At 71.0% G+C, this 25,690-nt stretch carries 23 protein-coding genes; 13 read left to right on the top strand and 10 right to left on the bottom strand.

The window, feature by feature from the left end:
- Positions 1 to 28: 28 nt before the first annotated feature.
- Positions 29 to 1,726, bottom strand: coding sequence for a GMC family oxidoreductase (locus O7617_RS16545; RefSeq protein WP_282264541.1), 1,698 nt, complete (start codon positions 1,724 to 1,726; stop codon positions 29 to 31).
- Positions 1,727 to 1,871: 145 nt separating this feature from the next.
- Here O7617_RS16545 and O7617_RS16540 point away from each other — a divergent pair, with 145 nt between their 5' ends.
- Positions 1,872 to 2,990 (top strand): LCP family protein, encoded by a 1,119-nt coding sequence (locus O7617_RS16540; protein WP_282264540.1) that lies wholly within the window; start codon positions 1,872 to 1,874, stop codon positions 2,988 to 2,990.
- Between the two features lie 5 nt (positions 2,991 to 2,995).
- Here O7617_RS16540 and O7617_RS16535 read toward each other — a convergent pair whose 3' ends face one another.
- The gene (locus O7617_RS16535; RefSeq protein ID WP_282264539.1) at positions 2,996 to 4,453 is read right to left on the bottom strand and encodes a M1 family metallopeptidase; all 1,458 of its coding nucleotides are present in this window, start codon (positions 4,451 to 4,453) and stop codon (positions 2,996 to 2,998) included.
- A gap of 104 nt (positions 4,454 to 4,557) precedes the next feature.
- Complete coding sequence (locus O7617_RS16530) at positions 4,558 to 5,982, bottom strand: M1 family metallopeptidase (protein WP_282264538.1); 1,425 nt, start codon at positions 5,980 to 5,982, stop codon at positions 4,558 to 4,560.
- 185 nt (positions 5,983 to 6,167) lie between these two features.
- Here O7617_RS16530 and O7617_RS16525 point away from each other — a divergent pair, with 185 nt between their 5' ends.
- The gene (locus O7617_RS16525) at positions 6,168 to 7,283 is read left to right on the top strand and encodes a sugar phosphate isomerase/epimerase (protein WP_282264537.1); all 1,116 of its coding nucleotides are present in this window, start codon (positions 6,168 to 6,170) and stop codon (positions 7,281 to 7,283) included.
- A gap of 64 nt (positions 7,284 to 7,347) precedes the next feature.
- Here the strand turns inward: O7617_RS16525 and O7617_RS16520 are convergent, their stop codons facing one another.
- Together O7617_RS16520 and guaB are read right to left on the bottom strand one after the other, a co-directional pair.
- Positions 7,348 to 8,466 carry a GuaB3 family IMP dehydrogenase-related protein gene (locus O7617_RS16520; RefSeq protein ID WP_282264536.1) on the bottom strand — a complete coding sequence of 373 codons (1,119 nt, stop codon included), beginning with the start codon at positions 8,464 to 8,466 and terminating at the stop codon, positions 7,348 to 7,350.
- Between the two features lie 30 nt (positions 8,467 to 8,496).
- Positions 8,497 to 10,059, bottom strand: coding sequence for an IMP dehydrogenase (guaB, locus tag O7617_RS16515; RefSeq protein WP_282264535.1), 1,563 nt, complete (start codon positions 10,057 to 10,059; stop codon positions 8,497 to 8,499).
- A 185-nt stretch (positions 10,060 to 10,244) separates the two neighbouring features.
- On the opposite strand from guaB, the gene O7617_RS16510 reads away from it, so the two are divergent.
- Positions 10,245 to 10,664: a DUF5319 domain-containing protein gene (locus O7617_RS16510; RefSeq protein ID WP_282264534.1), complete on the top strand. Its 420-nt coding sequence runs from the start codon at positions 10,245 to 10,247 to the stop codon at positions 10,662 to 10,664.
- Between the two features lie 178 nt (positions 10,665 to 10,842).
- On the opposite strand, the gene O7617_RS16505 is transcribed toward O7617_RS16510, so the two are convergent.
- A complete protein-coding gene (locus tag O7617_RS16505; protein WP_282264533.1) occupies positions 10,843 to 11,661 on the bottom strand; it encodes a response regulator transcription factor in 819 nt (272 codons plus the stop codon).
- 252 nt (positions 11,662 to 11,913) lie between these two features.
- Between O7617_RS16505 and O7617_RS16500 the strand changes: the two genes are divergently transcribed.
- The gene (locus tag O7617_RS16500) at positions 11,914 to 12,297 is read left to right on the top strand and encodes a WhiB family transcriptional regulator (protein ID WP_088991383.1); all 384 of its coding nucleotides are present in this window, start codon (positions 11,914 to 11,916) and stop codon (positions 12,295 to 12,297) included.
- 633 nt (positions 12,298 to 12,930) lie between these two features.
- The gene (locus O7617_RS16495; protein ID WP_282264532.1) at positions 12,931 to 13,512 is read left to right on the top strand and encodes a hypothetical protein; all 582 of its coding nucleotides are present in this window, start codon (positions 12,931 to 12,933) and stop codon (positions 13,510 to 13,512) included.
- A gap of 231 nt (positions 13,513 to 13,743) precedes the next feature.
- Here O7617_RS16495 and O7617_RS16490 read toward each other — a convergent pair whose 3' ends face one another.
- The 3 genes from O7617_RS16490 to groES all read right to left on the bottom strand — a co-directional run bounded on the left by O7617_RS16490 (position 13,744) and on the right by groES (position 17,615).
- Positions 13,744 to 15,456: a molybdopterin-dependent oxidoreductase gene (locus tag O7617_RS16490; protein ID WP_282264531.1), complete on the bottom strand. Its 1,713-nt coding sequence runs from the start codon at positions 15,454 to 15,456 to the stop codon at positions 13,744 to 13,746.
- A 133-nt stretch (positions 15,457 to 15,589) separates the two neighbouring features.
- Complete coding sequence (groL, locus tag O7617_RS16485) at positions 15,590 to 17,230, bottom strand: chaperonin GroEL (RefSeq protein ID WP_282264530.1); 1,641 nt, start codon at positions 17,228 to 17,230, stop codon at positions 15,590 to 15,592.
- Positions 17,231 to 17,300: 70 nt separating this feature from the next.
- Positions 17,301 to 17,615, bottom strand: a complete 315-nt coding sequence (gene groES / locus O7617_RS16480) for a co-chaperone GroES (RefSeq protein ID WP_030330046.1) — start codon at positions 17,613 to 17,615, stop codon at positions 17,301 to 17,303.
- Between the two features lie 260 nt (positions 17,616 to 17,875).
- Between groES and O7617_RS16475 the strand changes: the two genes are divergently transcribed.
- The 8 genes from O7617_RS16475 (at position 17,876) to O7617_RS16440 (ending at position 25,401) form a co-directional block, all read left to right on the top strand.
- Complete coding sequence (locus O7617_RS16475; protein WP_282264529.1) at positions 17,876 to 19,057, top strand: methyltransferase domain-containing protein; 1,182 nt, start codon at positions 17,876 to 17,878, stop codon at positions 19,055 to 19,057.
- 10 nt (positions 19,058 to 19,067) lie between these two features.
- Complete coding sequence (gene ybaK / locus O7617_RS16470) at positions 19,068 to 19,547, top strand: Cys-tRNA(Pro) deacylase (protein WP_282264528.1); 480 nt, start codon at positions 19,068 to 19,070, stop codon at positions 19,545 to 19,547.
- A gap of 177 nt (positions 19,548 to 19,724) precedes the next feature.
- Positions 19,725 to 20,822, top strand: coding sequence for a substrate-binding domain-containing protein (locus O7617_RS16465; RefSeq protein WP_282264527.1), 1,098 nt, complete (start codon positions 19,725 to 19,727; stop codon positions 20,820 to 20,822).
- A 116-nt stretch (positions 20,823 to 20,938) separates the two neighbouring features.
- Complete coding sequence (locus O7617_RS16460; protein WP_282264526.1) at positions 20,939 to 21,757, top strand: ATP-binding cassette domain-containing protein; 819 nt, start codon at positions 20,939 to 20,941, stop codon at positions 21,755 to 21,757.
- Positions 21,754 to 23,016, top strand: coding sequence for an ABC transporter permease (locus O7617_RS16455; RefSeq protein WP_282264525.1), 1,263 nt, complete (start codon positions 21,754 to 21,756; stop codon positions 23,014 to 23,016). Before O7617_RS16460 ends, O7617_RS16455 begins: the two co-directional genes overlap by 4 nt.
- 21 nt (positions 23,017 to 23,037) lie before the next feature.
- Complete coding sequence (locus O7617_RS16450; RefSeq protein ID WP_282264524.1) at positions 23,038 to 24,219, top strand: ROK family protein; 1,182 nt, start codon at positions 23,038 to 23,040, stop codon at positions 24,217 to 24,219.
- Positions 24,220 to 24,238: 19 nt separating this feature from the next.
- Positions 24,239 to 24,535: a DUF1707 domain-containing protein gene (locus tag O7617_RS16445; RefSeq protein WP_282264523.1), complete on the top strand. Its 297-nt coding sequence runs from the start codon at positions 24,239 to 24,241 to the stop codon at positions 24,533 to 24,535.
- Between the two features lie 125 nt (positions 24,536 to 24,660).
- A complete protein-coding gene (locus O7617_RS16440; protein WP_282264522.1) occupies positions 24,661 to 25,401 on the top strand; it encodes a DUF4142 domain-containing protein in 741 nt (246 codons plus the stop codon).
- 25 nt (positions 25,402 to 25,426) lie between these two features.
- Here O7617_RS16440 and O7617_RS16435 read toward each other — a convergent pair whose 3' ends face one another.
- Positions 25,427 to 25,681: a hypothetical protein gene (locus tag O7617_RS16435; protein ID WP_053660576.1), complete on the bottom strand. Its 255-nt coding sequence runs from the start codon at positions 25,679 to 25,681 to the stop codon at positions 25,427 to 25,429.
- Positions 25,682 to 25,690 lie beyond the last annotated feature (9 nt).

Genomic DNA, 25,690 nt, shown 5'->3' with positions numbered 1-25,690 from the left:
CCGGCTCGCCCTGCGGCGTCCGCCGGGCTCACTGCCGCAGCGCGCCCGGGGCGTCCGCCGGCACCGCCGGGTGCTTGGGGGGTACGGCTGCCAGTCGGCGGTACGGGGACCCGAGCGGCGGACGGGGGTCCTGCTCGCCCTGGTTGGGCCAGAAGGACATCGCCCGTTCCGCCTGGGCGGTGATCGTCAGGGACGGGTTCACGCCGAGGTTGGCGGAGACCGCCGCACCGTCGACGACGTGCAGCCCCGGATGCCCGTACACCCGGTGCCAGGGGTCGATCACCCCGTCGGCCGGTGTCGCTCCGATGACCGCCCCGCCCAGGATGTGCGCGGTGATCGGGACATCGAACGGCTCGGTGAGCGAGCCGCCCGGTGTGCCGCCGATCTCCTCGGCGAGCAGCCGGGTGGCGGCGTTGCCGGCCGGGATCCAGGTGGGGCTGGGGGTGCCGTGGCCCGGGCCGGTGACCAGTCGACGGCCGAACATGCCGCGCCGCCACCGGGTCGTCAGCGAGTTGTCCACCGACTGCATGACCAGGGCGATCACCGTCCGTTCCGACCAGCCGCGCACGGACAGCATCCGGGCGGCCAGCCCCGGTTGCCGCACGATGCCGCCCAGCCACCGCCGCACCCGGTGTGGGCCACCGTCCACGAGCAGCGACTGGAGTAGGCCCATCGCGTTGGAGCCCCGCCCGTAGCGGACCGGCTCGACGTGGGTCTGCGGGTCCGGGTGGAACGAGCTGGTGATGGACACCCCCTCGGTGTAGTCCAGCCGCTCGGACCGGGCCCGTCGGCGGGGCACCGAGGCGCCCAGGATCGCCTCCGAGTTGGTCCGGGTCAGCTCGCCGAGGCGGGGCGAGAGCCGGGGCAGCACGCCGTCGGCCCGCATGGCGTGCAGCAGTCGTTGGGTGCCGAGCGCACCGGCGGCGAACACCACCTGGTCGGCGTGCAGGACCTGCCGCCGCTTGCGCAGCCACGCGCCGGTGCGTTCGGCGTGCACGTCGTACCCGCCGTCGGCGGCCGGACGGACGGCGGTCACCGTGGTCAGCGGCAGCACCGTGACCCCGAGCCGCTCGGCGAGCCACAGGTAGTTCTTGACGAGCGTGTTCTTCGCCCCGTGCCGGCACCCGGTCATGCACGACCCGCAGTGCAGACAGCCGGTGCGCTCCGGACCGGCACCACCGAAGTACGGGTCGGCGACCCGCTGGCCGGGGCGGCCGATGTGCACGCCGACCGGGGTGGCGTGGAACGTGTGCCCCACCCCCATCCGCTCGGCCACCGCCCGCATGGCCCGGTCCGCGCCGGTGTCCACCGGGTACGTGGTGACCCCGAGCATCCGTTTGGCCTGGTCGTAGTGACGGGCCAGCTCGTCCCGCCAGTCGGTGATGTCGCGCCACTGCCGGTCGGCGTAGAAGGCGGGCAACGGTTCGTAGAGGGTGTTCGCGTAGACCAGCGAGCCGCCGCCCACCCCGGCGCCGGAGAGCACCAGCACCCCGCTGCCGGCACCTCGGCGGGCCGGGCGGAGCAGGGTGAGCCGCTGGATGCCGTAGCAGCCCAGCCTCGGCGCCCAGAGGAACCGGCGGGCCCGCCAGGACGTCCGTGGGAACTCGTCGTCGGTGAAGCGCCGACCGGCTTCCAACACGGCGACCGAGTAACCCTTCTCGGCCAGCCGGAGCGCGGTGACGGCTCCGCCGAAGCCGGACCCGATGACGAGCACGTCGTACCGCATGGAGGCATCATTACTCGCGAGTAACGCTCGCGCCAGCGGCAGTTTTCGCGCGATCATGCTCCGGCCGACCGACCCGGCGCCTCCCGGCCGCAACCCGGAGCACCCGTCGGAACGTTGTTCACCAGACGGGTGGAAGGAATCCAAGATGATCCTCGGGTCGATGGCGCCGCGCCGACGATGGCTGCTGCTGGGCTTGACGGCCCTCGCGGCCGTCGCGCTGATCGCGGCCGGCGCAGTGGTGGTCACCCGGCTGACCGGTGACAGCAAGCCGGGCGGCGGCCCGGTCGCCGGCTCACCGACCCCGTCGCCGAACGGCACGCCCACCCCGAGTCCCAGCGGCCCACCGCCGGGCGCGGACATCACCGGCCCGCTCAACCTGCTGCTGGTCGGTGTGGACACCCGGGTCAGCGTGCCCGGGTGGGAACCGCACTCGGACGCCGTGCTGGTGCTGCACGTGCCGAAGGGGTTGGGTCAGGCGTACCTCTTCTCGCTCCCCCGCGACCTGCTGGTGGACATCCCGGCGTTCCCGAAGGCCGGCTACAAGGGCGGTAAGACCAAGCTCACCCACGCGATGAGCTTCGGCAGCAGGGTGCCGGGCAAACCCAAGGAGCCGAACACCGCCCAGGGGTACGAGCTGCTGCGCAGCACGGTCAGCGGCTACACCGGGCTGCGCATCGACGCGGGCGCGGTGCTCACCTTCAACGGGTTCGACCGGCTGGTCGACGCTCTCGGCGGGGTGGACATCTACGTCGACCAGCGGGTCGAGTCGCTGCATCGCCGACCGGACGGCAAGTACCGGCAGAGCGCGCCGGGCGGCTACACCGGGCCGCAGCAGGTCTACGAGAAGGGCGAGCAACACCTCAACGGCTGGCAGGCACTGGACTACGCGCGGCAGCGCTACATCACCGGCGGCGACTACGCCCGGCAGCGCCACCAGCAGCAACTCATCAAGGCACTGACCCGCAAGATCCTGGACGAGAACCTGGCCCGCCAACCGGATCGGGTCGACCAGGTGGTCGGCGCACTGGGCGACACGCTGATCTACGTGGGTGGACGACGGATCGTCGACATCGCGTACGCCCTCAGCGGGGTGCCGGAGAACAAGTTCGTGCTGGTGGGCCTGCCCGGTTCCGGTGTCGGCAAGGGCAGCGCCTACCGTGGCGAACAGCTCACCAAGGTCGGCCGTGACTTCATCACCGAACTCCGTGCCGGGCGCGCCGACGCCTACCTGGCGGCCCACCCCACCCTGGTCGTCAAGAACTGACCCGTTCAGAGGCGCTTGGGCAGGGCCGGCTTCTTCGTGCCGTAGAGCCAGGCGTCGAAGAGCGGGCCCAACTTCTTGCCGGAGACGCGTTCGGCGAGGGCGACGAACTCGGCGGTGGTGGCGGTGCCGTTGCGCTTCTCCGCGGCCCAGGTCTTGACGATCTCGAAGAACGCCTTGTCACCCACTGCCACCCGCAGGGCGTGCAGGGTCATGCCACCCCGCTGGTAGACCGACTCGCTGAACAACTGCTTCACCCCCGGCTTGCCCGGCGGCGTCTTCCACACCTGCGCGGGCACCTGGGTGTACCGGATGTCGAACGCCTGCTCGGCCGTGTACGCCTTGGTGTGCTCGGCCCAGAGCCACTCCGCGTACGTCGCGAAGCCCTCGTTGAGCCAGATGTCCTCCCAGGTGGCCAACGCGACGCTGTCACCGAACCACTGGTGCGCCAGCTCGTGGGCGACCACCTCGGTGTTCTCGCCCTGCCGGAAGAACCCGGCGGAGTAGACCGGCCGGCTCTGCGTCTCCAGGGCGTACGAGATCCGGCTGTCCGAGACCACCACACCGCCGTACGCGTCGAACGGGTACGGCCCGAACACGCTCTCCAGGTAGTCGGCCACCTTGACGGTCTGGGCGATCGACGAGTCAGCCGCGCCCTTGGCCACGTTCGTGGCGACCGCGTTGTACACCGGACGGCCCTTGTGCTCGCCGGTGGTGATCCGGAACTTGCCGATCACCAGCGTGCTGAGGTAGCTCGCCATCGGTGACTTCTCCGACCACTTCCAGGTGGTCCACCCGCCCGCGCTGGTCTTGCCGCCGGGAACGCCGTTGCTGACCGCGGTCAGGCCGTCCGGGACGGTGACCTCGAAGTCGTACGCCGCCTTGTCCGACGGGTGGTCGTTGACCGGGAACCAGGTGCTGGCCGACTCGGGCTGGCCCAGCGCGATGGCCCCCTCGGCGGTGTGCAGGAAGCCGCCCTCACCGAGGGTCTCGTTCTTCAGCGGCTTCGGCACACCCTCGTAGGTGACCTCGGCGACGAACCCGTTGCCGTTGATCAGCCCGGAGGCCGGAGTGACGACCAGCTCGTTGCGCTTGCGCTTGTGGGTGGCCGGTGCGCCGTCCACGGTGACCGCGGTGACGGTCAGACCGGCCAGGTCGAGGTTGAACGACGACAGGTCGGCCGTGGCGGTGCCCTGCACTGTGGTCGTGCCGGTCAGCCGGTCATTCGCTGGGTCGTAGCGAACCTTGACCGTGTACCGCCCGACGTCGTACCCACCGTTGCCGTAGGTCGGGAAGTAGGCGTCGCCGACCCCCTCCGCACCCGGGCTGAACGTCCGCGACGGGGTGGGGGACGCGCTCGGCGACGGCGCGGCCTTCGGTGCCGACGAACCGCACCCGGACAGTGCGAGTGCCCCGACCACCAGCAGACCGACGCTCATCCGCAGTCTGTGCCGCGTCACCCGCATTCCACCCTTCCCGTGTGGCGGTGGCGGCGTACGCCGCTCCGCGCGAGCCCACGGTTTCCCGCTTCTCGCGGGCCGGAGCATATCGACCGGTGATCACGGCTCCGTCACGGCAGTGTGGGGGCGGACCCACCCACCAACCAGGCGTCGAAAAGCGGCCGCAGCTGCCGGCCCGCCACGCGCTCGGCCAGCGCCACGAGATCCGCAGTGGTCGCGTTGCCCGCCGCCCGCTCGGCGGTCCAGGTTCGCAGGATGCGGAAGAACGTGTCGTCACCGACGGTCCGACGCAACGCGTGCACGGTCAGCGCTCCGCGCTGGTAGACGGCAGTGCCGAACATCAGCTCGCGGCCCGGCTCCACCGAGGGCTGCGACCAGTCGGTCTTCGCGTACTGGAGTTCGAAGTTGCGCTGGGCGGTCCGGCCGCCGTCGTGCTCCTCCCACAGCCACTCGGCGTAGCTGGCGAAGCCCTCGTTGAGCCAGATGTCACCCCACCTGGCCAGCGACACGCTGTCGCCGAACCACTGGTGGGCCAGCTCGTGCGCGACGACACCCGGGTTGGGCCGGTCGTCGGCGAAGAAGGCGGGTCCGTAGACCGGGCGCGACTGGGTCTCCAGCGCGTACCCGACCCGGTCGTCGGCGATCACGATCCCGCCGTACGAGTCGAACGGGTACGGACCGAAGCGGCTGGCCAGGAAGTCGACGATCTCCCCGGTCCGGGCCAGTGAGCTTGCCGCGGCACCGGTCGCCGGCAGACTCGCCGCCACCGCCGTCACCATCGGCCGACCTGCGTGGGTGCCGGTCACCACCTGGTAGTCGCCGATCACGAGGGTGCTGAGGTAGCTGGCCATCGGGGCGCGCTCCGACCAACGCCAGGTGGTCCAGCCGTCGGCGCTGCTCCTCGGGCCGGGCACCCCGTTGCTCAGCGCGGCGAGGCCGTCCGGGACGGTCACCGCGAGGTCGTAGGTGGCTTTGTCCGAGGGGTGGTCGTTGACCGGGAACCAGGTGGCGGCCGAGTCGGGTTGCCCGAGCGCGACCGCGCCGTCGGCGGTGTGCAGGAAGCCGCCGCTGCCCAACGACCCGTCCTCGACGGCGGTGGGAACGCCCGCGTAGTCGACCGTCACGGTGAACTGCCGACCGCGCGGGAGCCCGTCGCGTGGGGTCACCACGAGTTCGGCGTCGGCGCGGCGGTGGTCGGCCGCCGCGTCGCCCACCCGGACCGTGCCGACGTCCAGGCCGACCAGGTCCAGATTGAACCGGGACAGGTCCTGGGTAGCCGTGGCGGTGATGACGGCCCGCCCGGTCAGCCGGTCGGTCGACGGGTCGTAGCGGACGTCCAGGCCGTAGTGCGTGACGTCGTAGCCGCCGTTGCCGTGCCCCGGCACGTACGGGTCACCGGCGTCGGCGGCGCCGGGCCGGAAGCCGTCGTGGTCGTCGCCCGTACAACCGGCGGTGAGCAGCGCGACCACGCAGGTCAGCGCGGCGGCCAGGGCGGTCGGTCGACCGCGGGCCGGTGTCCGTCGGGTTCGGACCATGCACACTCCTCCTGCGGCATCACGGTCAGGACGAGCGTAGTCAGCGCCACCGGTCGCGCGGTCAATATCGACGATCATCAGTCACTTTCGTTGGAACAAACAAAAGTAGTGATCGATCTTCACTTTCTTTCGACTTAGACCGACGTTAGTGTCTGTTCCCGACCACCGTCGCGAAAGGTGGAACCATGCCCGACCACACCGCACCCGACGCCACCCCCACCCCCCGGTTGAGCCGCCGATCCCTGCTCGCCGCCTCCGCCGGAGCCGCCGCCGCGATCGGTGCGGCCGGCCTGCCGGTCCTCGCCACCGGCACCCCCGCACTCGCCGACCCCGGCAACGCCGGCAAGCTGCGGGTCGAGCCGCTGATCCCGGCCCGCAACCGCGGCATCATCCTCTACAGCGTCCGCGACCGGATCACCGCCGCGCCGGACGACAGCGGAGTGCCCTACGGCTTCGAGCGCGTCCTCGCCCGACTCGCCGAGATCGGCTACAAGGAGATCGAGTTCGCCGGCTACACGCAGAGCACCGAGATCCTCGGCCGGCAGATCACCCCGGCCGAGATCCGCAAGATCCTCGACGACAACGGCCTGGTCGCCAACGGCACCCACGCCACGATCCAGCCCTCCACCTTCCAGCAGCAGCTCGACATCGCCGAGGAACTCGGCATGAAGAACATCGGCACCGGCAGCGACCCGACCAACAGCGCGTACAAGGCCGAGTGGGACGCCGCCGCGGACATCTGGAACGAGCTGGGCCGGCAGGCCAAGGCCCGGGGCATGCGGCTCTACACGCACAACCACGACGCCGCGTACAGCTTCCTGATCGACCGTGGCCCGCGCGACGCGCAGGGTCGGCAGACCCGGTCGTCCGGCATCCGCCGACTCGAATACTTCTTCGAGATCACCGACCCGCGGTACGTCTTCTTCGAACTCGACATCTACTGGGCCTACGTGGCCCGCTACAAGCACCAGAAGTACGTCAACGCGGCCGGCCAGGAGGTCACCGACCTCTTCGACCCGATCCTCACCGTCGCCGACCGGACCACCCGGTTCCCGCTGTTCCACGCCAAGGACGGCGACCGGGACACCAGCGTCCCCAACGGCCACCAGATGGTCCCGCTGGGCGAGGGCGACATCAACTTCCAGCAGTTCTTCCAGACCATCGGCGAACGGAACTTCCACCACGCCAACTGGGAGATGGACACCGCACCGGGCGGCACCGAGAACCGGGGTCAGTCGCTCGACTTCGCGGCGAGCAGCTACCAGAACATGTCCGACCTGACCATCTACGTGGAGAAGTGACAGCAGCCTGAACACGACGAAGGCCGGCCCGTGCGGGCCGGCCTTCGCACGTCTGAGGAACGGGTCAGCGGTCGAGGACCAGGCCGACCTTCTGGAACTCCTTCAGGTCGCGGTAGCCGCACTTGGCCATCGCCCGGCGCAGCCCACCGAACAGGTTGAGCTGGCCGTCGGGCTCGTCCGCCGGCCCGAAGAGCAACTCCTCCATCGACCCGAGCGGCTCACCGGCGACCTCGAACGCGCCACGCGGCAACGACGGGTGGCTCGCCGCCGAGTGCCACCAGGCACCACCGGCGGGCGCCTCCTCGCAGAGCGACAGCGGCTCACCGAGCATCACCGCGTCCGCACCGCAGCCGAGGGCCTTGGCGATGTCGCCCGAGGTCTGCATGTCACCGTCGGCGATCAGGTGCACGTACCGGCCGCCGGTCTCGTCGAGGTAGTCGCGACGGGCCGCCGCCGCGTCCGCGATCGCGGTGGCCATCGGCACCCGGATGCCCAGCACCGACTCGGTGGTCGACCACTCGTCACCGCCGATGCCCACGATCACACCGGCCGCGCCGGTACGCATCAGGTGCAGAGCCGTCTTGTAGTCGGTGCAACCGCCGACGATGACCGGCAGGTCCAGGTCGGCGATGAACTCCTTGAGGTTCAGCGGCTCGTCGGTGGTCGACACGTGCTCGGCCGAGACGATGGTGCCCTGGATGACCAGGATGTCCACCCCGGCGTCCAGGATCACCGGAGCCAGCGCCAGGGTGTGCTGCGGGGAGACCCGCACCGCCACCGTGCCGCCGCCGGCACGCAGCTCACGAACCCGCTCGGCGATCAGGTCCGGACGGATCGGCTCGGCGTACACCTCCTGGAGCCGCTTGGTGGCGCGGGCATCCTCGTCGAGGCCGGCCAACTCCTCCAGCACCTTCGTCGGGTTCTCGTAGCGGGTCCACAGCCCCTCGACGTTGAGCACGCCGAGGCCGCCGAGCTGACCGAGCCGCACCGCCGAGGCCGGGCTCATGGTGGCGTCGGACGGGTGACCGACGCAGGGGATGCCGAACGGGTACGCGTCGAGCTGCCAGGAGGTGGAGACGTCGTCGACGTCCCGGGTGCGGCGGCTCGGCACGATGGCGATGTCGTCCAGGTGGTAACCGCGCTGCGCGGTCTTGCCCAGCCCGATCTCGACCACGTCACGCATGGGGGACTCCAGGTGGTTGGGGGTGGTGGGTCAGCGGGTGTGGTAGTTGGGCGCCTCGACGGTCATCTGGATGTCGTGCGGGTGGCTCTCCTTCAGGCCGGCCGCGGTGATCCGGATGAGCTGGCCCCGGCGGTGCAGATCGGGGATGTTCTCCGCACCGGCGTACCCCATGGCCAGCCGCAGCCCGCCGACCAGCTGGTGGGCCACCCGGGACAGCGGCCCCCGGTAGGGAACCTGGCCCTCGACGCCCTCCGGGACGAGCTTGTCGTCGCTGAGCACGTCCTGCTGGAAGTAGCGGTCCTTGCTGTACGACTTGGCCTGGCCCCGGGACTGCATCGCGCCGAGCGACCCCATCCCGCGGTAGGTCTTGTACTGCTTGCCGTTGACGAAGATCAGCTCACCGGGGCTCTCCTCGCAGCCGGCCAGCAGGCTGCCGAGCATCACCGTGTCGGCACCGGCCACCAAGGCCTTGGCGATGTCGCCCGAATACTGGATGCCGCCGTCGCCGATCACCGGCACGCCGGCCGGACGGGCGGCCCGGGCCGCCTCCATGATCGCGGTCACCTGCGGCACGCCGACCCCGGCGACGATCCGGGTGGTGCAGATCGCGCCCGGCCCCACGCCGACCTTGACGCCGTCGGCGCCCGCGTCGACGAGCGCCTTCGCGCCGGCGTACGTGGCCACGTTGCCGCCCATGATGTCGACCGCGACGTCGGCCTTCAGCCGGCGGACCATGTCCAGCACGGCCCGCTGGTGGCCGTGCGCCGTGTCCACGATCAGCACGTCGACGCCCGCGTCGACAAGGGCACGGGCCCGCTTGTACGCGTCCTCGCCGACACCGATGGCGGCGGCGACCCGCAGGCGACCGGCGTCGTCCTTGCTGGCGTCCGGGTACTGCTCACTCTTGGTGAAGTCCTTCACCGTGATCAGGCCCCGCAGCCGACCCGAGTCGTCGACGATCGGCAGCTTCTCGACCTTGTGCTGACGCAGCAGCGCCAGCGCGTCATCCTTGCTGACGCCCACCCGCGCGGTGATCAGCGGAGTGCGGGTCATGATCTCGCGGACCGGGGTGTTCGGCTCGGAGACGAAACGCATGTCCCGGTTGGTGACGATGCCGACCAGCTGGCCGTCGCCGTCCACCACCGGCACACCCGAGATGCGGTAGCGCCCGCACAGCTCGTCGACCTCGCGCAGCGTGTCGTCCGGGCTGGCGGTCACCGGGTTGGTGATCATGCCGGATTCGGAGCGCTTGACCAGGTCGACCTGGAGCGCCTGGTCCTCCAGGGACAGGTTGCGGTGCAACACGCCGATGCCGCCCTGGCGGGCCATGGCGATGGCCATCCGGGCCTCGGTCACCGTGTCCATCGCGCTGGAGAGCAGCGGAATCGACAACTCGACGTTGCGGGTGAGCTTCGTCCGGGTGTTGACCCGGCTGGGCACCACGTCCGACTCGCCCGGCTGCAACAGCACGTCGTCGAAGGTGAGGCCGAGCGGAACCACCCGGGCCGAGCCGGCCGGCAGCTCGGGCAGGTGGCCGCCCAGGTCGGCGTGCTCGACGCCGGCCGGAAGATCAGTGCTGGGCGAATTTTCCACGATTGCTCCCCTGAGCTGCTCGGATGGGCTTCAGCGAGGTGGCGCGGGCGGGCACCGGAACGCGCCACGGTGCCGGCACGTCGCCTCATCGTACCCAGTGAGCTGGGCGACCCGTCCGTGGCGGCCCGGCCCGGCGCGCGGCCGGGGGGCGGACGTCCGCGCCGCGTTAGGTCTACGGTGAAGGGGTGCACGACGAGCCCATCGACCCGTTCAACGGCGACCCGGCCGATCCCACCGCGGGTCTGGACGACCCGGGCGATGACGCGACGCCGGATCCGCTGACCGACGTCGAGCGGCAGGACGTGCTGGAAGACCTCGCCGACCTGGAGATATACCAGGCCCTGTTGGCCCCGATCGGAGTCCGCGGGCTGGTGATCGAATGCGAGGACTGCCGCGAGCCGCACTACTTCGACTGGGACCTGCTCCGGGGCAACCTGCGGCACCTGCTCAACTCGGGCCGCCCCCGGGTGCACGAGCCTGCCTACGACCCCGACCCGGACCACTACGTGACCTGGGACTACGCCCGGGGGTACGCCGACGGGGTGCACGACACCCTCTCCGAGGGCACCGAGGACGAGCCGGGCACCCCGACCGCCGCGCAGTAACGCTGCCGTGTGCCGCGGCGGGGCGTCGCGGCCGTCGTCGCGCGGGCCGGTGCTGTCATGTGGCGCGGCGGCCGTTGCGGCCGTCCTCGCGGCCGTTCGCGTGCTGATCGTGCCGGACACCTCGGCGAAGGCCTCCCGGTCGCGGCAGTCGCGCCGGGCGTCGCTCTGCGCGGACGGGTCAGGCGACCAGGCCGGCGCGGAAGCCCGCCGCCACCGCGTGCGCCCGGTCCCGCGCCCCGAGCTTGCGGAACAACCGGCGGGCGTGCGTCTTGACGGTGTCCTCCGACACGAACAGCTCCCGGCCGATCTCCGCGTTGCTCTTGCCCTCGGCCATGCCCAGCAGCACCTGAAGCTCACGCTCGGTGAGCCCGATCGACGCACGGGTGGGTAGGGCGTTCGAGGTGGGCCGGGCCGCCTCGCTCTGGTCCGCCGACGCATCGCCGGTGGCCGACTCGGCCTCGTCGTCGCCCCGCTGCACCGGCACCGACGGCACACCCGCAGTCCCCTCGCCGGGGGCGGCCGCCCAGCCGGGCTCGCCGGAGCCACGCGGCGACGGCCCGGAGCGGCCGGAACCGCCCACCGCCGCGGCGTTCCGGGCCGGGTCGGTGATCCGTTGCCGGGAGGCTCGACCGGGAGCGGCGAGCAGCAGCAGAGCCTTGGCCACGGCGCTGGTCAGGTCGTGGTCGACGTTCTGGATGAGACCCCGGGCACCGGCGCTGATGGTGGCCGCCGCGGCCTCGGACTCCTCGGTGCCGAGCAACAGCACCGCGGCCTGCGGCGCACGCGCCAACACCCGACGGACGAAGCCCGCGCTGTCCGGCCGGGTGAGGGCCGTGTCGGCCAGCACCACGTCGGCCGGTCGCTCGGCCAACCGCAGCATCACCTCAGGATCGGAGACGGCGGTACGAACGATTGCTGACAACCCCAGCCGCGCGGCAGCAGAAGTAAGGTGCTGGGCCGCGAGTGGTGTCCGAACGCACACAAGGACGCTACGCACTGTGGTCTCCTCTCCGCCAACGAGCAGACCATGACGGGGTCGGCTGGGGAGGGGGTTCCCGGCAATCCTTCGAACTTTTCCGACAGAAGGGGCAAAAGCCGCAATTTGCGGGACGTTTTCGATCACACACGTGTGAGGTGACGACAGCCCGGGTACCGGGAGGTCCAGGCCGGGAACGGTGCGCCTGCGCGGCCCGCCGCCCGGACACCGGCCAAAGGATTCTCGCGGAGCCGCGCGGGAGGAGGGGTGCTGATGTCGAACGTACGTAGACTGCCCGGACCCATCGTCGATCTCTGGGACTGGCAGCGACTCGGTGCCTGCCGAGGGCGGGACAGCGCCCAGTTCTTCCACCCCGACGGCGAGCGAGGCTCCTCCCGACTGCGCCGCGAGTCCGCCGCCAAGTCGGTCTGTCGCGCCTGCCCGGTCCGGGCCGAATGCGCCGCCCACGCACTGTCGGTTCGCGAACCGTACGGCGTGTGGGGCGGCTTCAGCGAGTCGGAGCGGCTGCGACTGCTCGCCGTCGGCTGGGAGGACCTGGCCGACCGCCGACACGCCCGGGTCGACGTCGCGCGGTTGGAGGCCCGGCTGGGCCACCCGCACAAGTCGACCATTCCGATCCAACGCAACGTGGCCTGATCTTTACATAACAGACAAACGGAACGCGCCCCCCGGTTCGGGGGCGCGTTTCGGCGTCTGCGAACCGGGGGGTGCCTGAGGCGCGCGCCGCGACGGCGTGACACGCGCGAGCGAGTGGGCGTTTTGTCCGATCCGGCCCGTCACCGCGATGCCCTCTCGGGCCGTATATGCGGTTTCATCCCGTGACCGGCCGCACCCGTAGGCCGGAATCATGGCCGGGCCGGAGTCGTTACACCTCCTGACGATCGCAGTACCAGGGCCCGCCAGCCGAGCCCCGGGCTGGAATGCCGGCCACCGGGTGGTCGTTACAGTCCCGACGAGCGATCGCCCAGGGAGGCGCCTCAGCGCCCACCCGGCCGCGGGCACCGCCTCCCGATGGTGCCGACGGATCGGCCCGGGAATGGGCCCCGGCCCCCGGCCGTTACACACGGACCCGGCACCCACCAGTTGGTAGGTCGTCGATCTCGGCACCACGGGCCCCGCCCGCAGGTAGCCGAACCAGCGCCGCAGGCAACCCCCGGCCCGTGGGCGCAAACCCCCGAGACTTTCCCCCCTGAACGTCGATGCGCCGGACGAGGTGCTCACACCCGTGGCATCACTGCGGGTGTCCTTACCCCCGAAGGAGCTACCCCCATGAACACGATCATGCGTAAGAGCGTGCTGTCCGTTGCTGGTCTGGCGTTCGTCGGTGGTGTCTTCGCCGGCCCGATCGCCGCGCACGACATCGTCGACGCCAAGCCGGTCGCGGTAGCGGTGCAGGCCGACAAGCCGGACACCGCCAAGCTGATCCCGCACGGCACTCAGGGCAACCAGTCCCACATCGACCTGAACGACGAGCAGACCGCCAACGTGAAGGCGATCATCGCCGCCACGAAGAAGGCCGGCCTGCCCGAGCGGGCTGCGGTGATCTCGATCGCCACGAGCCTGCAGGAGTCGAAGCTGGAGAACCTGGGCCACCTCGGCGACAGGAACGACCACGACTCGCTGGGCCTGTTCCAGCAGCGCCCGTCCTCGGGTTGGGGTACGCCGGAGCAGATCACCGACCCCGAGTACTCGACCACCGCGTTCCTGAAGGGCCTGAAGCAGGTTGACGGGTGGCAGGACATGCCGCTGACCGAGGCCGCGCAGACCGTGCAGGTGTCGGCGTACCCGGACGCGTACGCCCAGTGGGAGCAGCAGGCTGCCGACCTGGTCGGCCAGTACTGGAACAGCTGACCCCCTTCTGAAACCATCCGACCGCTGGCCGGCACCCCCACAACGGGGTGCCGGCCAGCGGCGTGTCTACACCGAGATCTTGGACAGTTTCCGTTACGCGGGAACGGAAACTGTCCAAGATCTCCGAGGTCGGGCAGTCGCGGGTCGGCGGATGGCTTGGCGCTGGCCGACCGGCCGGGGCGACCCACCCCAGGACGGCGGCGGACGCCGTGCGTCGGCCGATCGAGGCCGTCAGCGGACGGCGACGGTCACCGTGTGCCAGCCGGTCGCGCCGTCGGGGGCGACGCCCTGCGTACGCTCGGTCTGGGTCTCCCCGGTGGCGTCCGTCGCCCGGACCTGGAGGCGATGCTCGCCCGGCGTGGCGTCCCAACTCCACGACCACTGCACCCAGGTGTCCACCGACACCGTCGGGGCCAGTGTCGCCTCCTGCCAGGGCCCGTCGTCGACGCGTACCTCGACGCGGCGGATACCCCGGTGCTGTGCCCACGCCACGCCGGCCACGGTGATCGGGCCGCTGGTCAGCCGGTTGCGTCGCCGGGGAGCGTCGATCCGGGACTGGGTCTTGATCGGCCCCTGGGCGGACCAGCCGCGGGGCACCCAGTACGCGTCGAAGTCGGCGAACCTGGTCAACTCCAGCTCGGTCACCCACTTGCACGCCGACACGTAGCCGTAGAGGCCGGGCACCACCATCCGGACCGGGAAGCCGTGCTCGACCGGCAGCGGCTCGCCGTTCATGCCGACCGCCAGCAGAGCGTCCCGCCCGTCGCGCAGCGCCGCCGTGGGCGTCCCGCAGGTCCAGCCGTCGACCGACCGGCCGACGACCTGGTCGGCGTCCTCGTCCGGGTCCACCTCGTCCAGCAGTTCCCGCAGGGGTACGCCGAGCCAACGGGCGTTGCCGATCAGGTCCCCACCCACCTCGTTGGAGACGCACGCCAACGTGACGTACCGCTCCACCAGCGGCCGGGCCAGCAGATCGGCGTACGTGTAGGTGCGCTCGGTGCCGACTCGACCGTGAATCCGCAGCCGCCAGGTGTCCGGGTCGACCTGCGGCACCACGAGCGCGGTGTCGATCCGGTAGAAGCCCAGGTTCGGGGTGACGTACGGCGCGAGTTGCGCCAGCGAGAGGTCCGCGCCGGCCGGCACGGCCGGCGCGGCGGCGACCGGCGCGGGCAGTCGGATCGCGTCCCGCGCGGCGGAGACGCCGCGTCGTCCAGCCAGCCAGCGCCCACCGAGGCCAGCCACCACGGCGGTGCCGAGCAGCACCCCGCTGCCGGTGAGGAACCGCCGTCGAGACTCGGGGTCGACCTCGGCGGGACCGTCCGGCCCGGTGGGGACCACCGGCGCGGGCGCGGCGGGCGTCGCCGGCAGGCCCTCGTCACCCGGCGAGGACGGCTCGCTCCGCGACTCTCGCCCCGACCCGCCGGACGGCACCACCCCTGAAGGGGGCACCGGGTCGGCGGACGACACCGCACCGGCGGTCGGGGTGGGTGGGGACCAGGGCCAGGGGTCCAGCTCGAACGGCCCGTCGATGAACAGCCAGAGCACCAGGGCGCCGAGGGCGGCGCCGACCAGGGACGGCAGCGCGTCGAAGGCGTCCGCACCGGGTCGGGTCAGCGCGGCGGTCACGCCGATGACGCCGAACACGGCGATGCCGGTCAGGCCGAACGCCAGCCGACGGACCGCAAGCACACCGAACAGTGCGGCGAACCCTCCCAGCAACAGGCCCGTGCCGACCAGCAAGGCGATCTTGTCGGCGGTGCCGAAGAGGTCGATGGCGAGTTGCTTCAACGACTCGGGGACGGCGTCCACGACCGCCCCGCCGACCGCGACCAGGGGCGCCGACCGGGGACCGGTCAGCACCGCCACCGGCTCGGCGATCCCGATCGCGACGGCGGCGGCGGTCACTCCGGCCAGCGCGGCGTAGCGCGGCGACGTGGTGCTCATCGGCCCAGTGTGCGCGATCATCTCGCCCGGTCGCCAACAACGTCAGCGTTCGGTAATGACCAGAGAAGCGCGAGAACGAGCCGGGGCACACCGCCGTACGACGGTGTGCCCCGGAACGGGTGTCGCTACCGGATCAGAAGCCCGGGCCGTGCTGGTGGCCGTGGCCGTGGCCGTGCCCACCGGCGGCGGCCGGCTCGGCCTGCTCCGGCTTGTCCACCACGAGGCTCTCCGTGGTGAGCAGCAGACCGGCGATCGACGCGGCGTTGGTGACCGCGTTGCGGGTCACCTTCACCGGGTCGATGATGCCGGCCTTGACCAGGTCGACGTACTCGCCCTGGGCGGCGTCGAGACCGTTGCCCCAGCTGAGGTCGGCGACCTTCTGCGTCACGACGTAGCCGTCGTGGCCGGCGTTCTGGGCGATCCAGCGCAGCGGCTCGACGAGCGCCTTGCGCACGACCGAGACGCCGACCTTCTCGTCACCGGTGAAGCCCAGGTCGTCGTCGAGCACCGAGAGGATCTGCACCAGTGCGGCACCGCCGCCGGGGACGGTGCCCTCCTCGACCGCAGCCTTGGTCGCCGCGATGGCGTCCTCGATGCGGTGCTTGCGCTCCTTCATCTCGACCTCGGTGGCCGCACCAGCCTTGATCACGGCGATGCCACCGGAGAGCTTCGCCAGCCGCTCGGCCAGCTTCTCCCGGTCCCAGTCGGAGTCGGACGCCTCGATCTCCTTGCGGATCTGGGCCACCCGGTCGGCGACGTCGGCCTTCTGGCCGCCACCGTCGACGATCGTGGTGTTCTCCTTGTCGACCACGACGCGCCGAGCGGTGCCGAGCACCTCCAGGCCGACCTGGTCGAGCTTGTAGCCCAGCTCCGGGGCGACCAGCTCGGCACCCGTGGAGATCGCGATGTCCTGGAGCATCGCCTTGCGCCGGTCACCGAAGCCCGGGGCCTTGACCGCGCAGACCTTGAGGGTCTTGCGCAGCGAGTTGACCACCAGGGTGGAGAGCGCCTGGCCGTCCACGTCCTCGGCGATGATCAGCAGCGGCTTGCTGTTCTGCAGGACCTTCTCCAGCAGCGGCAGCAGCTCCTCGATCGCCGAGATCTTCTGGGTGGTGACCAGGATGTACGCGTCCTCGAGGACGGACTCCTGGCTCTCCAGGTCGGTGACGAAGTTCGGCGAGATGAAGCCCTTGTCGAACTGGAGACCCTCGGTCACGTCCAGCTCGGTGGTGAGCATGGAGCCCTCCTCGACGGTGATGACACCGTCGCGGCCGACCCGCTCCATCGCCTCGGCGATCAGGTCGCCGATCGTGGCGTCCTGCGCGGAGATCGTCGCCACGTTCGCGATCGACTCCTTGCTGGTGACCTCGACGGCACGGCCGAGCAGCGCTTCGGAGACCTTGACGGCCGCCGCGTCGATGCCCCGCTTGAGGCCGGCCGGGTTGGTCCCGGCGGTCACGTTGCGCAGACCCTCGCGAACCATCGCCTGGGCCAGCACGGTCGCGGTGGTGGTCCCGTCGCCGGCGACGTCGTTGGTCTTGGTCGCCACCTCCTTGACCAGCTGCGCGCCGAGGTTCTCGTACGGGTTGGTGAGCTCGATCTCCTTGGCGATGGTCACACCATCGTTGGTGATCGTCGGCGCACCGAATTTCTTGTCCAGGACGACGTTGCGCCCGCGCGGGCCGAGGGTGACCTTGACCGCGTCCGCGAGGGCGTTGACACCGTGCTCCAGCAGGTGCCGGGCGTCGTCCGAGAAGCTCAGGATCTTCGCCATTAATGTCCCTTCGAAGCGCCATTGCCCCGGCCCGGCGAGCCGGACCGGGGCAATGGAACTGATCGGTTGCTTACTTCTCGATGACCGCGAGGACGTCGCGGGCGGAGAGCACCAGGTACTCCTCGCCGGCGTACTTGACCTCGGTGCCGCCGTACTTCGAGTAGAGGACGGTGTCGCCGACCTGCACGTCAACCGGAACCCGGTTGCCGTTGTCGTCGACGCGCCCCGGGCCCACAGCGAGGACGGTGCCCTCCTGCGGCTTCTCCTTGGCGGTGTCGGGGATCACGATGCCCGACGCCGTGGTGGTCTCAGCCTCGTTCGCCTGGACCACGATGCGGTCCTCGAGCGGCTTGATCGCAACCTTGGTCGCGGTAGTCACGGGCATACCCTCCTGGGGTACTGGTTTCGTTGCTGGCCGGCGGGGCCGACCAGCGTCAATCTGCCTCATGCCACCGGGCGGGGCCGTCGTCGCGGGTGCCGGTCCGCCTGGCGTTGCGCACCCGGGTCGTGAGACCCGGAAGCTGGCACCCTCAGGGTGAGAGTGCTAATCGCAGGTTATTCCGTGGCTAGCACTCCGTCAAGGAGAGTGCCAGCGCGTCGCGCCCCGCCAGCCAGGATTCTTGGTCCGACCGGGAGAATGACGGCGTGGATCTCGATCAGCTGGCGGCGCTGCGTACCCCCGAGGGGTCGGCCGCGCTCACCGCGGCGGCCGGTCTCGCCGGCGGTGATCCACTGACCGCGGCCTCGGCGTTGCGCGCCGCCGGGGTGCCGCCGACGCTGGCCGCGGCGGCGCTCACCCAGGCCGAGCTGCGCCACCGGGCGGTCGGCAAGTTCGGCCCGGCCGCCGCCGGGATGTTCCTCACCCGCCCCGGCCTGGAACAGGCCACCCGTCGGGTGGTCGCCGACCGTCGGGCCGCCCGGCTGCACGCCGCCGGGGTGCGCACCCTGGCCGATCTCGGGTGCGGCCTGGGCGCCGACGCACTGGCCGCCGCCCGTGCCGGCATCCGGGTGTACGGGGTGGAGGCCGACCCGGTGACCGCGGCGATGGCCGCCGCCAACGCCGCGGCGGCCGGGCTTGCCGACCTGTTCACCGTCGAGTGCGGGGATGCCACCGCGTTCGACGTGTCACGGGTCGACGGGGTCTTCTGCGACCCGGCCCGCCGCACGACCGGCACCGGGCGACGAATCTTCGATCCGCGCGCCTACTCGCCGCCGTGGGACTTCGTGACCGGGTTGGCCGACCGGGTGCCACGCACCGTCGTGAAGGTGGCGCCGGGCCTGGACCACGGGCTCGTTCCGGCGGGCGCTGAGGCGGAGTGGGTGAGTGTGAACGGCGACCTGGTCGAGGCGGCGCTCTGGTGCGGCGAGCTGGCCGAGGTGCCCCGCCGCGCCAGCGTGTTCCGTACGGAGATCCACCAGCTCACCGGCTCGGGCACCGACGAGGCGCCGGTCGGCCCGACGCGTCGCTACCTGTACGACCCGGACCCGGCCGTGGTCCGCGCGCACCTCGTCGCCGAACTCGCCACCGAACTGGCCGCCACCCTCGGCGACCCGAGCATCGCCTACCTCTACGCCGACCACCCCACCCGCACCCCGTACGCGCGCTGCCTGGAGATCACCGACGTGCTGCCGTTCTCGCTCAAGCGTCTGCGGGCGCTGCTGCGCGAGCGCGGGGTGGGGCGGGTGGAGATCCTCAAGCGGGGTTCCGCCCTCACCCCGGAGCAGCTTCGACGGGACCTGCGGCTGACCGGCGACGCCTCGGCGAGCCTGGTGCTCACCCGGGTGGCCGGCGCACCGACAGTGCTGATCGGACAGCCGGTGGCCTAGCGTCGTCGGCATGGCAGGACAGGGCACGCCCGCGACGGCGTTGTTGGTCAAGCGCGGGATCGCGCATCGCACCCACCCGTACCGGGTGTCGCCGGAGGCCCCGAACTACGGCGCGTTGGTGGCGGTGGCGCTCGGCGTGGCACCGGAGCGCGTCTTCAAGTCGCTGGTGACGGAGGTCGACGGTGGGCTCACCGTCGCGGTCGTCCCGGTCACCGGCGAGTTGGATCTGAAGGCGCTCGCGGCGGCCGTCGGCGGCAAGCGGGCGACGCTCGCCGAACGGGCGGTCGCCGAGCGGGCCACCGGCTACGTACGTAAGGGAATCAGCCCGCTCGGGCAACGCCGCCGCTTGCCGACCGTGCTGGACGACTCCGCGCTGGATCTCCCGACGATCTACGTCTCGGCTGGTCGGCGTGGCCTGCAGCTCGAACTGGCCGCGGCCGATCTGGTGGCGCTCACGGACGCCCGCACCGCGCCGTTGCAGACCCGCTGACGACATTCATGACGGCCGAACCGTTCCGGGATGGCCGGGGAGTAACAGTCGCGTTGCTGAATTGTTATCGCTCCCAACAAACTTGGCACCTGCGCGGTCTTGTGGAGCCGGTGTGACGCGAAATACGTTGCCGGACACAACAAAACGACACCTCCCCCACCCGAAAGGACCCTGCACATGCGTAAGGGGATCCTCACCATCGCCGCCGTGGGCCTGCTCGCGACCGGCGGCTTGACCGCCTGTGGCGGCGACGACGCCGGCTCCGGTTCGACCGACTCCAAGAAGACCCCCAAGATCGGCGTGATCCTCCCGGACAGCAAGTCGTCCGTCCGCTGGGAGACCGCGGACCGTCGGTTCCTGGAGGAGGCGTTCAAGGCCGCCGGCGTCCAGTCCGACATCCAGAACGCCCAGAACGACAAGACCGCCTTCCAGACCATCGCCGACCAGATGATCACCGGCGGCGTCACCGTTCTGATGATCGTCAACCTGGACTCCGGCACCGGCAAGGCCGTGCTCGACAAGGCCAAGTCGCAGGGCGTCGCCACCATCGACTACGACCGGCTCACCCTGGGCGGCTCCGCCCAGTACTACGTCAGCTTCGACAACGAGGTCGTCGGCAAGCTCCAGGGCGAGGGCCTGTCGAAGTGCCTGACCGACAAGGGCGTCAAGAACCCCGTCGTGTCGTACCTGAACGGCTCCCCCACCGACAACAACGCCACCCTGTTCAAGGCCGGCTACGACTCGGTGCTCAAGCCGAAGTTCGACTCCAACGAATACGTCAAGGGCCCCGAGGACGCGGTGCCGGCGTGGGACAACGCGCAGGCCGCGACCATCTTCGAGCAGCAGCTCACCAAGGCCAACGGCAAGATCGACGGCGTGCTCGCCGCCAACGACGGTCTCGGCAACGCGGCCATCTCGATCCTGAAGAAGAACAAGCTCAACGGCAAGGTGCCGGTGACCGGGCAGGACGCCAGCACCGAGGGCCTGCAGAACATCCTCGCCGGTGACCAGTGCATGACCGTCTACAAGGCCGTCCGGGAAGAGGCCAAGGCCGCGTCCGACCTGGCCATCGCACTCGCCAAGGGCGAGCGGAAGGACACCGGCCAGACGGTGAAGGACCCGGAGGGCAACCGCGACGTCCCGGCGGTACTGCTCACCCCGAAGGCCATCTACAAGGACAACGTCAAGGACGTCATCGCCGACGGTTACGTGACCAAGGAAGAGGTCTGCGCCGGGGCGTACGCCAAGCTCTGCGCCGACGCCGGCATCAGCTGACCGACGCCGCAGTACCCGCCGGGACGACCATCGCCGCCCGGCACGGGAGCACCCCTCTCGTGCCGGGCGGCGCCCGCCGGACGGGCCCCGACACTCCCTTAAGAAGGAGACCCCCCGTGTCCGCGACCCCCCTGCTGGAACTCCGCGGGATCGACAAGAGCTTCGGTCCCGTCCAGGTGCTCCGCGACGTCGCCCTGACCGTCCACCCGGGCGAAGTCACCGCACTGGTCGGTGACAACGGCGCCGGCAAGTCGACCCTGGTCAAGTGCATCAGTGGAATCCACCCCACCGATGCCGGTGAGTTCCTGTTCAACGGTGAACCAGTGCACATCGGCAGCCCCCGCGACGCCGCCGCGCTCGGCATCGAGGTCGTCTACCAGGACCTCGCGCTCTGCGACAACCTGGACATCGTGCAGAACATGTTCCTCGGCCGGGAGAAGCGCAGCGGCATCGTCCTCGACGAGCCGACGATGGAACAGCTCGCCGCCGAGACACTGGCCGGGCTCTCCATCCGCACCGTCACGTCGCTGCGCCAACACGTGTCCAGCCTCTCCGGCGGTCAGCGTCAGACCGTGGCCATCGCCAAGGCCGTGCTGTGGAACAGCAAGCTGGTCATCCTGGACGAGCCGACCGCGGCGCTCGGCGTGGCACAGACCGCGCAGGTGCTCGAACTGGTCCGCCGTCTCGCCGACAACGGCCTGGCCGTGGTGCTCATCTCGCACAACATGAACGACGTCTTCGCCGTCTCCGACCGGATCGCCGCGCTGTACCTCGGCCAGATGGTCGCCCAGGTGAAGACCACCGACATCACCCACGCGCAGGTGGTCGAGCTGATCACCGCCGGGCGCTCGGGCGGGCTCGGCATCGCCGCCGACCCGGGCAGCAACGGCGACGGCCCGCGGCCGGCCGACTCGATCTCAGGAGGCGCCGAATGACCACCACCGCCGTGCGGAAGGACGGCCCCGCGGCCGTCACACCGCCGCCGACCGTCGGGGGCCACGCCCGCAACTACCTGAGCCGGGTACGCGGCGGCGACGTCGGAGCGCTACCGGCCGTGCTCGGCCTCATCGTGCTCTGCACCGTCTTCGCGATCATGCAGCCGTCGTCGTTCCTGTCGGCCGGCAACTTCGCGAACCTCTTCACCCAGGGCGCGGCGGTCACGCTGATCGCGATGGGTCTGGTCTTCGTGCTGCTGCTCGGCGAGATCGACCTCTCCGCGGGCTTCGCCAGCGGCGTCTGCGCGGCGGTACTGGCCAATGTGGTCACCGTCCTCGGCTACCCCTGGTGGGTCGCCGTACTCGCCGGGATCGCCACCGGACTGGTCATCGGCACCACCCTCGGCCTGCTCGTCGCGAAGATCGGCATTCCGTCCTTCGTGGTCACCCTCGCCGGCTTCCTCGCCTTCCAGGGCATCGTGCTGCTGCTGGTGAAGGAGGGCACCAACATCTCCGTCCGCGACGACGTGCTGGTCGCCATCGCCAACCGCAACCTCACCCCCACCCTGGGCTGGACGCTGGCCGTACTCGCGGTCGTCGGCTATGCGGCGGTGCAACTGCTGCGTCACCGCAACCGGGTGGCCCGCGGTCTGATCAGCGACCCGATCGCGGTGGTGGCCCTGCGGATCGGCGGACTCGCCGTCATCCTCTTCTCCGCGGTGTACGTGCTCAACCTCGAACGCAGCCGCAACGTCCTGATCAGCTCGCTCAAGGGCGTGCCGATCGTGGTGCCGATCATCGCGGTGCTGCTGATCGTGTGGACCTTCGTGCTCCAACGCACCAGCTACGGTCGGCACGTCTACGCCGTCGGCGGCAACCGGGAAGCGGCCCGCCGCGCCGGCATCGACGTCGACCGGATCCGGATCTCGGTCTTCATGATCTGCTCGTCCATGGCGGCCGTCGGTGGCATCGTTGCGGCCAGCCGGGCCAACTCGGTCGACCCGAACACGGGGGGCAGTAACGTACTGCTCTACGCGGTAGGCGCGGCGGTGATCGGCGGCACCAGCCTCTTCGGCGGCAAGGGCCGGGTCCTCGACGCCGTGCTCGGCGGCGCGGTCGTCGCGGTCATCGAAAACGGAATGGGCCTGATGGGGTACAGCGCAGGAGTCAAGTACGTGGTCACCGGCGTCGTACTGCTGCTCGCCGCCAGCGTCGACGCGCTCTCCCGCCGCCGCGCGGCAGCCACCGGCACCCGCTGACCCGCGGGAGGTGACACCACGATGCGCCCAGGACCGAGCCAGGACGACGTCCGACGGCAGAACCTCGGTGCCCTGCTGAGACACGTCCACGTCCACGGGGCGACCACCCGTGCCGAACTGACCACCACACTGGGCCTCAACCGCAGCACCATCGGTGCGCTCACCGCCGACCTGTCCGCTGTGGGGCTGGTCAGCGAAGGAGCGCCGAAGGAGACCGGCCGGGCCGGACGACCGTCACTCGTCGTCCGGCCCGAGTCGGCCCGGGTCTACGCGTACGCGTACTCGGTGGAGGTGGACCGGCTGCGCGCAGCCCGGATCGGGCTGGGCGGCGCGGTCCTGGACCGCCGCGAACTGGACCGACCACGCGGTCTGCTGGCCGCCGAGGCCGCGCCGCTGCTGGCCGGCGCGGTCAAGGAGATGCAGCAGCTGGTCCCGGCCGACTCGATCTGCGTCGGAGCCGGTGTCGCCGTCTGCGGGATGGTCCGTCGAGACGACGGCCTGGTCCGGCTCGGCCCGACCACCGGCTGGGTGGACGAGCCGATCGGCGCCGCGGTCGCCGACGAGTTGGGCATCGACGTACCGGTCACCGTGGGCAACGTGGCCGACGTCGCCGCGTTCGCCGAACACGCCCGAGGGGTGGCGGCCGGCTGCGACAACGTGCTCTACCTGTACGGGGACGTCGGCGTCGGCGCCGGCATCATCGCGGGTGGACGTCGGCTGACCGGGCACGGCGGGTACGGCGGCGAGGTCGGCCACATGAAGGTGGTCCGCGACGGCAGGCCCTGCGAGTGCGGCGCCCGGGGCTGCTGGGAGACCGAGATCGGCGAGCACGGTCTGCTCCGCGCCGCCGGACGTTCCGACGCCCGGGGCCGTGACGCGTTGCTGGAGGTCTTCGACGCCGCCGACCGGGGCGACGCCCGGGCGCAGACGGCGGTCCGCCAGGCCGGCGACTGGCTCGGCTTCGGCGTCGCCAATCTGGTGAACGTCTTCAACCCCGAAATGGTCATCTTCGGCGGCACCATGCGCGACCTCTACCTCGCCGCCGCCGCGCAGATCCGCAGCCGGCTCAACTCGAACGCGCTCGGCGCCTGCCTGGAACACGTCCGGCTGCGCACTCCCAAACTGGGCGAGGACGCGCCGCTGATCGGGGCCGCCGAACTGGCCTTCGAACGGCTCCTCGCCGACCCCCTCGACGTGGGCTGACCCGCGTACGCTGTCCGGCGTGGATGTCGAGTTGCGCGCCTCCGACGACGACCGTAACCGGGTGGTCGCCGAGTTGCACCGGCACACCGCGGCGGGTCGGCTGACCCTCGACGAGTTCTCCGACCGGGCCGGTGCGGTGTGGACAGCACGTACCCTCGGCGACCTGGCCGCGCTGACCCGCGACCTGCCGGCCCTGGCCGACCCGGCCGTCGGCAGCGACGCGGTGGGGCACGGGCGTCGGGAGTTGCTGATGCTCTTCGCCGCAGCCGCGGTCACCCTGCTGCTGCTCGGCGGCTTCCTCGCCATCACTCGCTGATCCAGGTCGCCAACCGGTGAACTGATCACGCGTTCGGTCCGTACCAGTGGGCGGACGGGCGGCCCGGAGCGTACGGCTGCCCGGTCCAGACGCGATCCGGTCCGGACCGAGGAGGCACCACAGACATGGCACCGCTCAGATCCGCCCGTCGCCGACTGGGCAACCGGACCCACCGGGCAGCGATGCTGCTCGTCGCGATCATCGCGGGGGTCGGTGTCCTGCCCGGCGTGGCAGTCGCCGCCCCCGCCGGCGGCCAGCAGCTCAACGCCGCCGACATGACACTGCTCAACGGGGTACGGCTGGCCGGGCTGTGGGAGATGCCGGCCGGCCAGATGGCAGCCGAGAAGGGGCAGTCCGCCAAGGTTCGGGAGATCGGCGCGGGCATCGCCAGTGAGCACCAGAGGCTCGACGAACTCGTCGTCGAGGCGGCCAACAAACTGGGTGCGACGATCCCGAGTGAGCCGACCGCCGAGCAGAAGGGCTGGCTGGCGGAGATGCAGAAGGCCTCCGGCGCCCGGTTCGACCAGATCTTCGTCACCCGGCTCCGGGTCGCCCACGGCAAGATCTTCCCGGTGATCGGCGCGGTACGGGCCAGCACCCGGGACGCCACCGTCCGCAAGCTCTGCGAGGACGCCAACGGCTTCGTCCAGCACCACATGCAGATGTTGGAGAGTACCGGCCTGGTCCGCTGGCCGGAGCTGCCGCCGGCCGCGCTGCCCGCCCCCGGTGAGGACGGGCTGCTGGCCGCCGCCTCCGCCAACTCCGGTCCGCAGGTCGGCGTCAGCAGTACCGTCGTCTGGCTGGTCTTCCTCGCGGCGCTGGGCACCGGCGGAATCGCCACCTACCGGATGCTGCGCCGCAGCTGACCGTTTGCCTGCGTGGTGGCTCGCGTCAGCGGTCGACCTGGGTGAAGTCCCAGGAGTGCGGGGCGCGGGCCACCAGCAGGGCGGGCGGATCCGGCAACGGGCGTGGGTTGCTGCGCCACTTGGAGATGACCACCACTCGATGGTCGGTGGAGGAGAAGACCTCGCTGGAGACGTGCAGCGGGTCGTGCTCCAACTCGGGCAGGGCGGTATCGCACACCCAGGTGATCAGATCCGCGACGCCGTACGCCTCGGCGCGCGCCTCCCACATCCGCACGATCACGTCCGCTGC

This window comes from Micromonospora sp. WMMD1155 (assembly GCF_029581275.1).
In the GTDB taxonomy this organism is placed as follows: Bacteria; Actinomycetota; Actinomycetes; order Mycobacteriales; family Micromonosporaceae; genus Micromonospora.
Note: the sequence above shows the minus strand (reverse complement) of the source record. Positions and strands in the feature narration are given on the sequence as shown.

Bases quoted from the DNA above. Each gene is read 5' to 3' on its own strand.
- O7617_RS16545 (WP_282264541.1), bottom strand. From the start codon at position 1,726: ATGCGGTACGACGTGCTCGTCATCGGGTCCGGCTTCGGCGGAGCCGTC.
- O7617_RS16540 (WP_282264540.1), top strand. From the start codon at position 1,872: ATGATCCTCGGGTCGATGGCGCCGCGCCGACGATGGCTGCTGCTGGGC.
- O7617_RS16535 (WP_282264539.1), bottom strand. From the start codon at position 4,453: ATGCGGGTGACGCGGCACAGACTGCGGATGAGCGTCGGTCTGCTGGTG.
- O7617_RS16530 (WP_282264538.1), bottom strand. From the start codon at position 5,982: ATGGTCCGAACCCGACGGACACCGGCCCGCGGTCGACCGACCGCCCTG.
- O7617_RS16525 (WP_282264537.1), top strand. From the start codon at position 6,168: ATGCCCGACCACACCGCACCCGACGCCACCCCCACCCCCCGGTTGAGC.
- O7617_RS16520 (WP_282264536.1), bottom strand. From the start codon at position 8,466: ATGCGTGACGTGGTCGAGATCGGGCTGGGCAAGACCGCGCAGCGCGGT.
- O7617_RS16500 (WP_088991383.1), top strand. From the start codon at position 11,914: ATGTCGAACGTACGTAGACTGCCCGGACCCATCGTCGATCTCTGGGAC.
- O7617_RS16495 (WP_282264532.1), top strand. From the start codon at position 12,931: ATGAACACGATCATGCGTAAGAGCGTGCTGTCCGTTGCTGGTCTGGCG.
- O7617_RS16490 (WP_282264531.1), bottom strand. From the start codon at position 15,456: ATGAGCACCACGTCGCCGCGCTACGCCGCGCTGGCCGGAGTGACCGCC.
- groL (WP_282264530.1), bottom strand. From the start codon at position 17,230: ATGGCGAAGATCCTGAGCTTCTCGGACGACGCCCGGCACCTGCTGGAG.
- groES (WP_030330046.1), bottom strand. From the start codon at position 17,615: ATGCCCGTGACTACCGCGACCAAGGTTGCGATCAAGCCGCTCGAGGAC.
- ybaK (WP_282264528.1), top strand. From the start codon at position 19,068: ATGGCAGGACAGGGCACGCCCGCGACGGCGTTGTTGGTCAAGCGCGGG.
- O7617_RS16465 (WP_282264527.1), top strand. From the start codon at position 19,725: ATGCGTAAGGGGATCCTCACCATCGCCGCCGTGGGCCTGCTCGCGACC.
- O7617_RS16455 (WP_282264525.1), top strand. From the start codon at position 21,754: ATGACCACCACCGCCGTGCGGAAGGACGGCCCCGCGGCCGTCACACCG.
- O7617_RS16450 (WP_282264524.1), top strand. From the start codon at position 23,038: ATGCGCCCAGGACCGAGCCAGGACGACGTCCGACGGCAGAACCTCGGT.
- O7617_RS16440 (WP_282264522.1), top strand. From the start codon at position 24,661: ATGGCACCGCTCAGATCCGCCCGTCGCCGACTGGGCAACCGGACCCAC.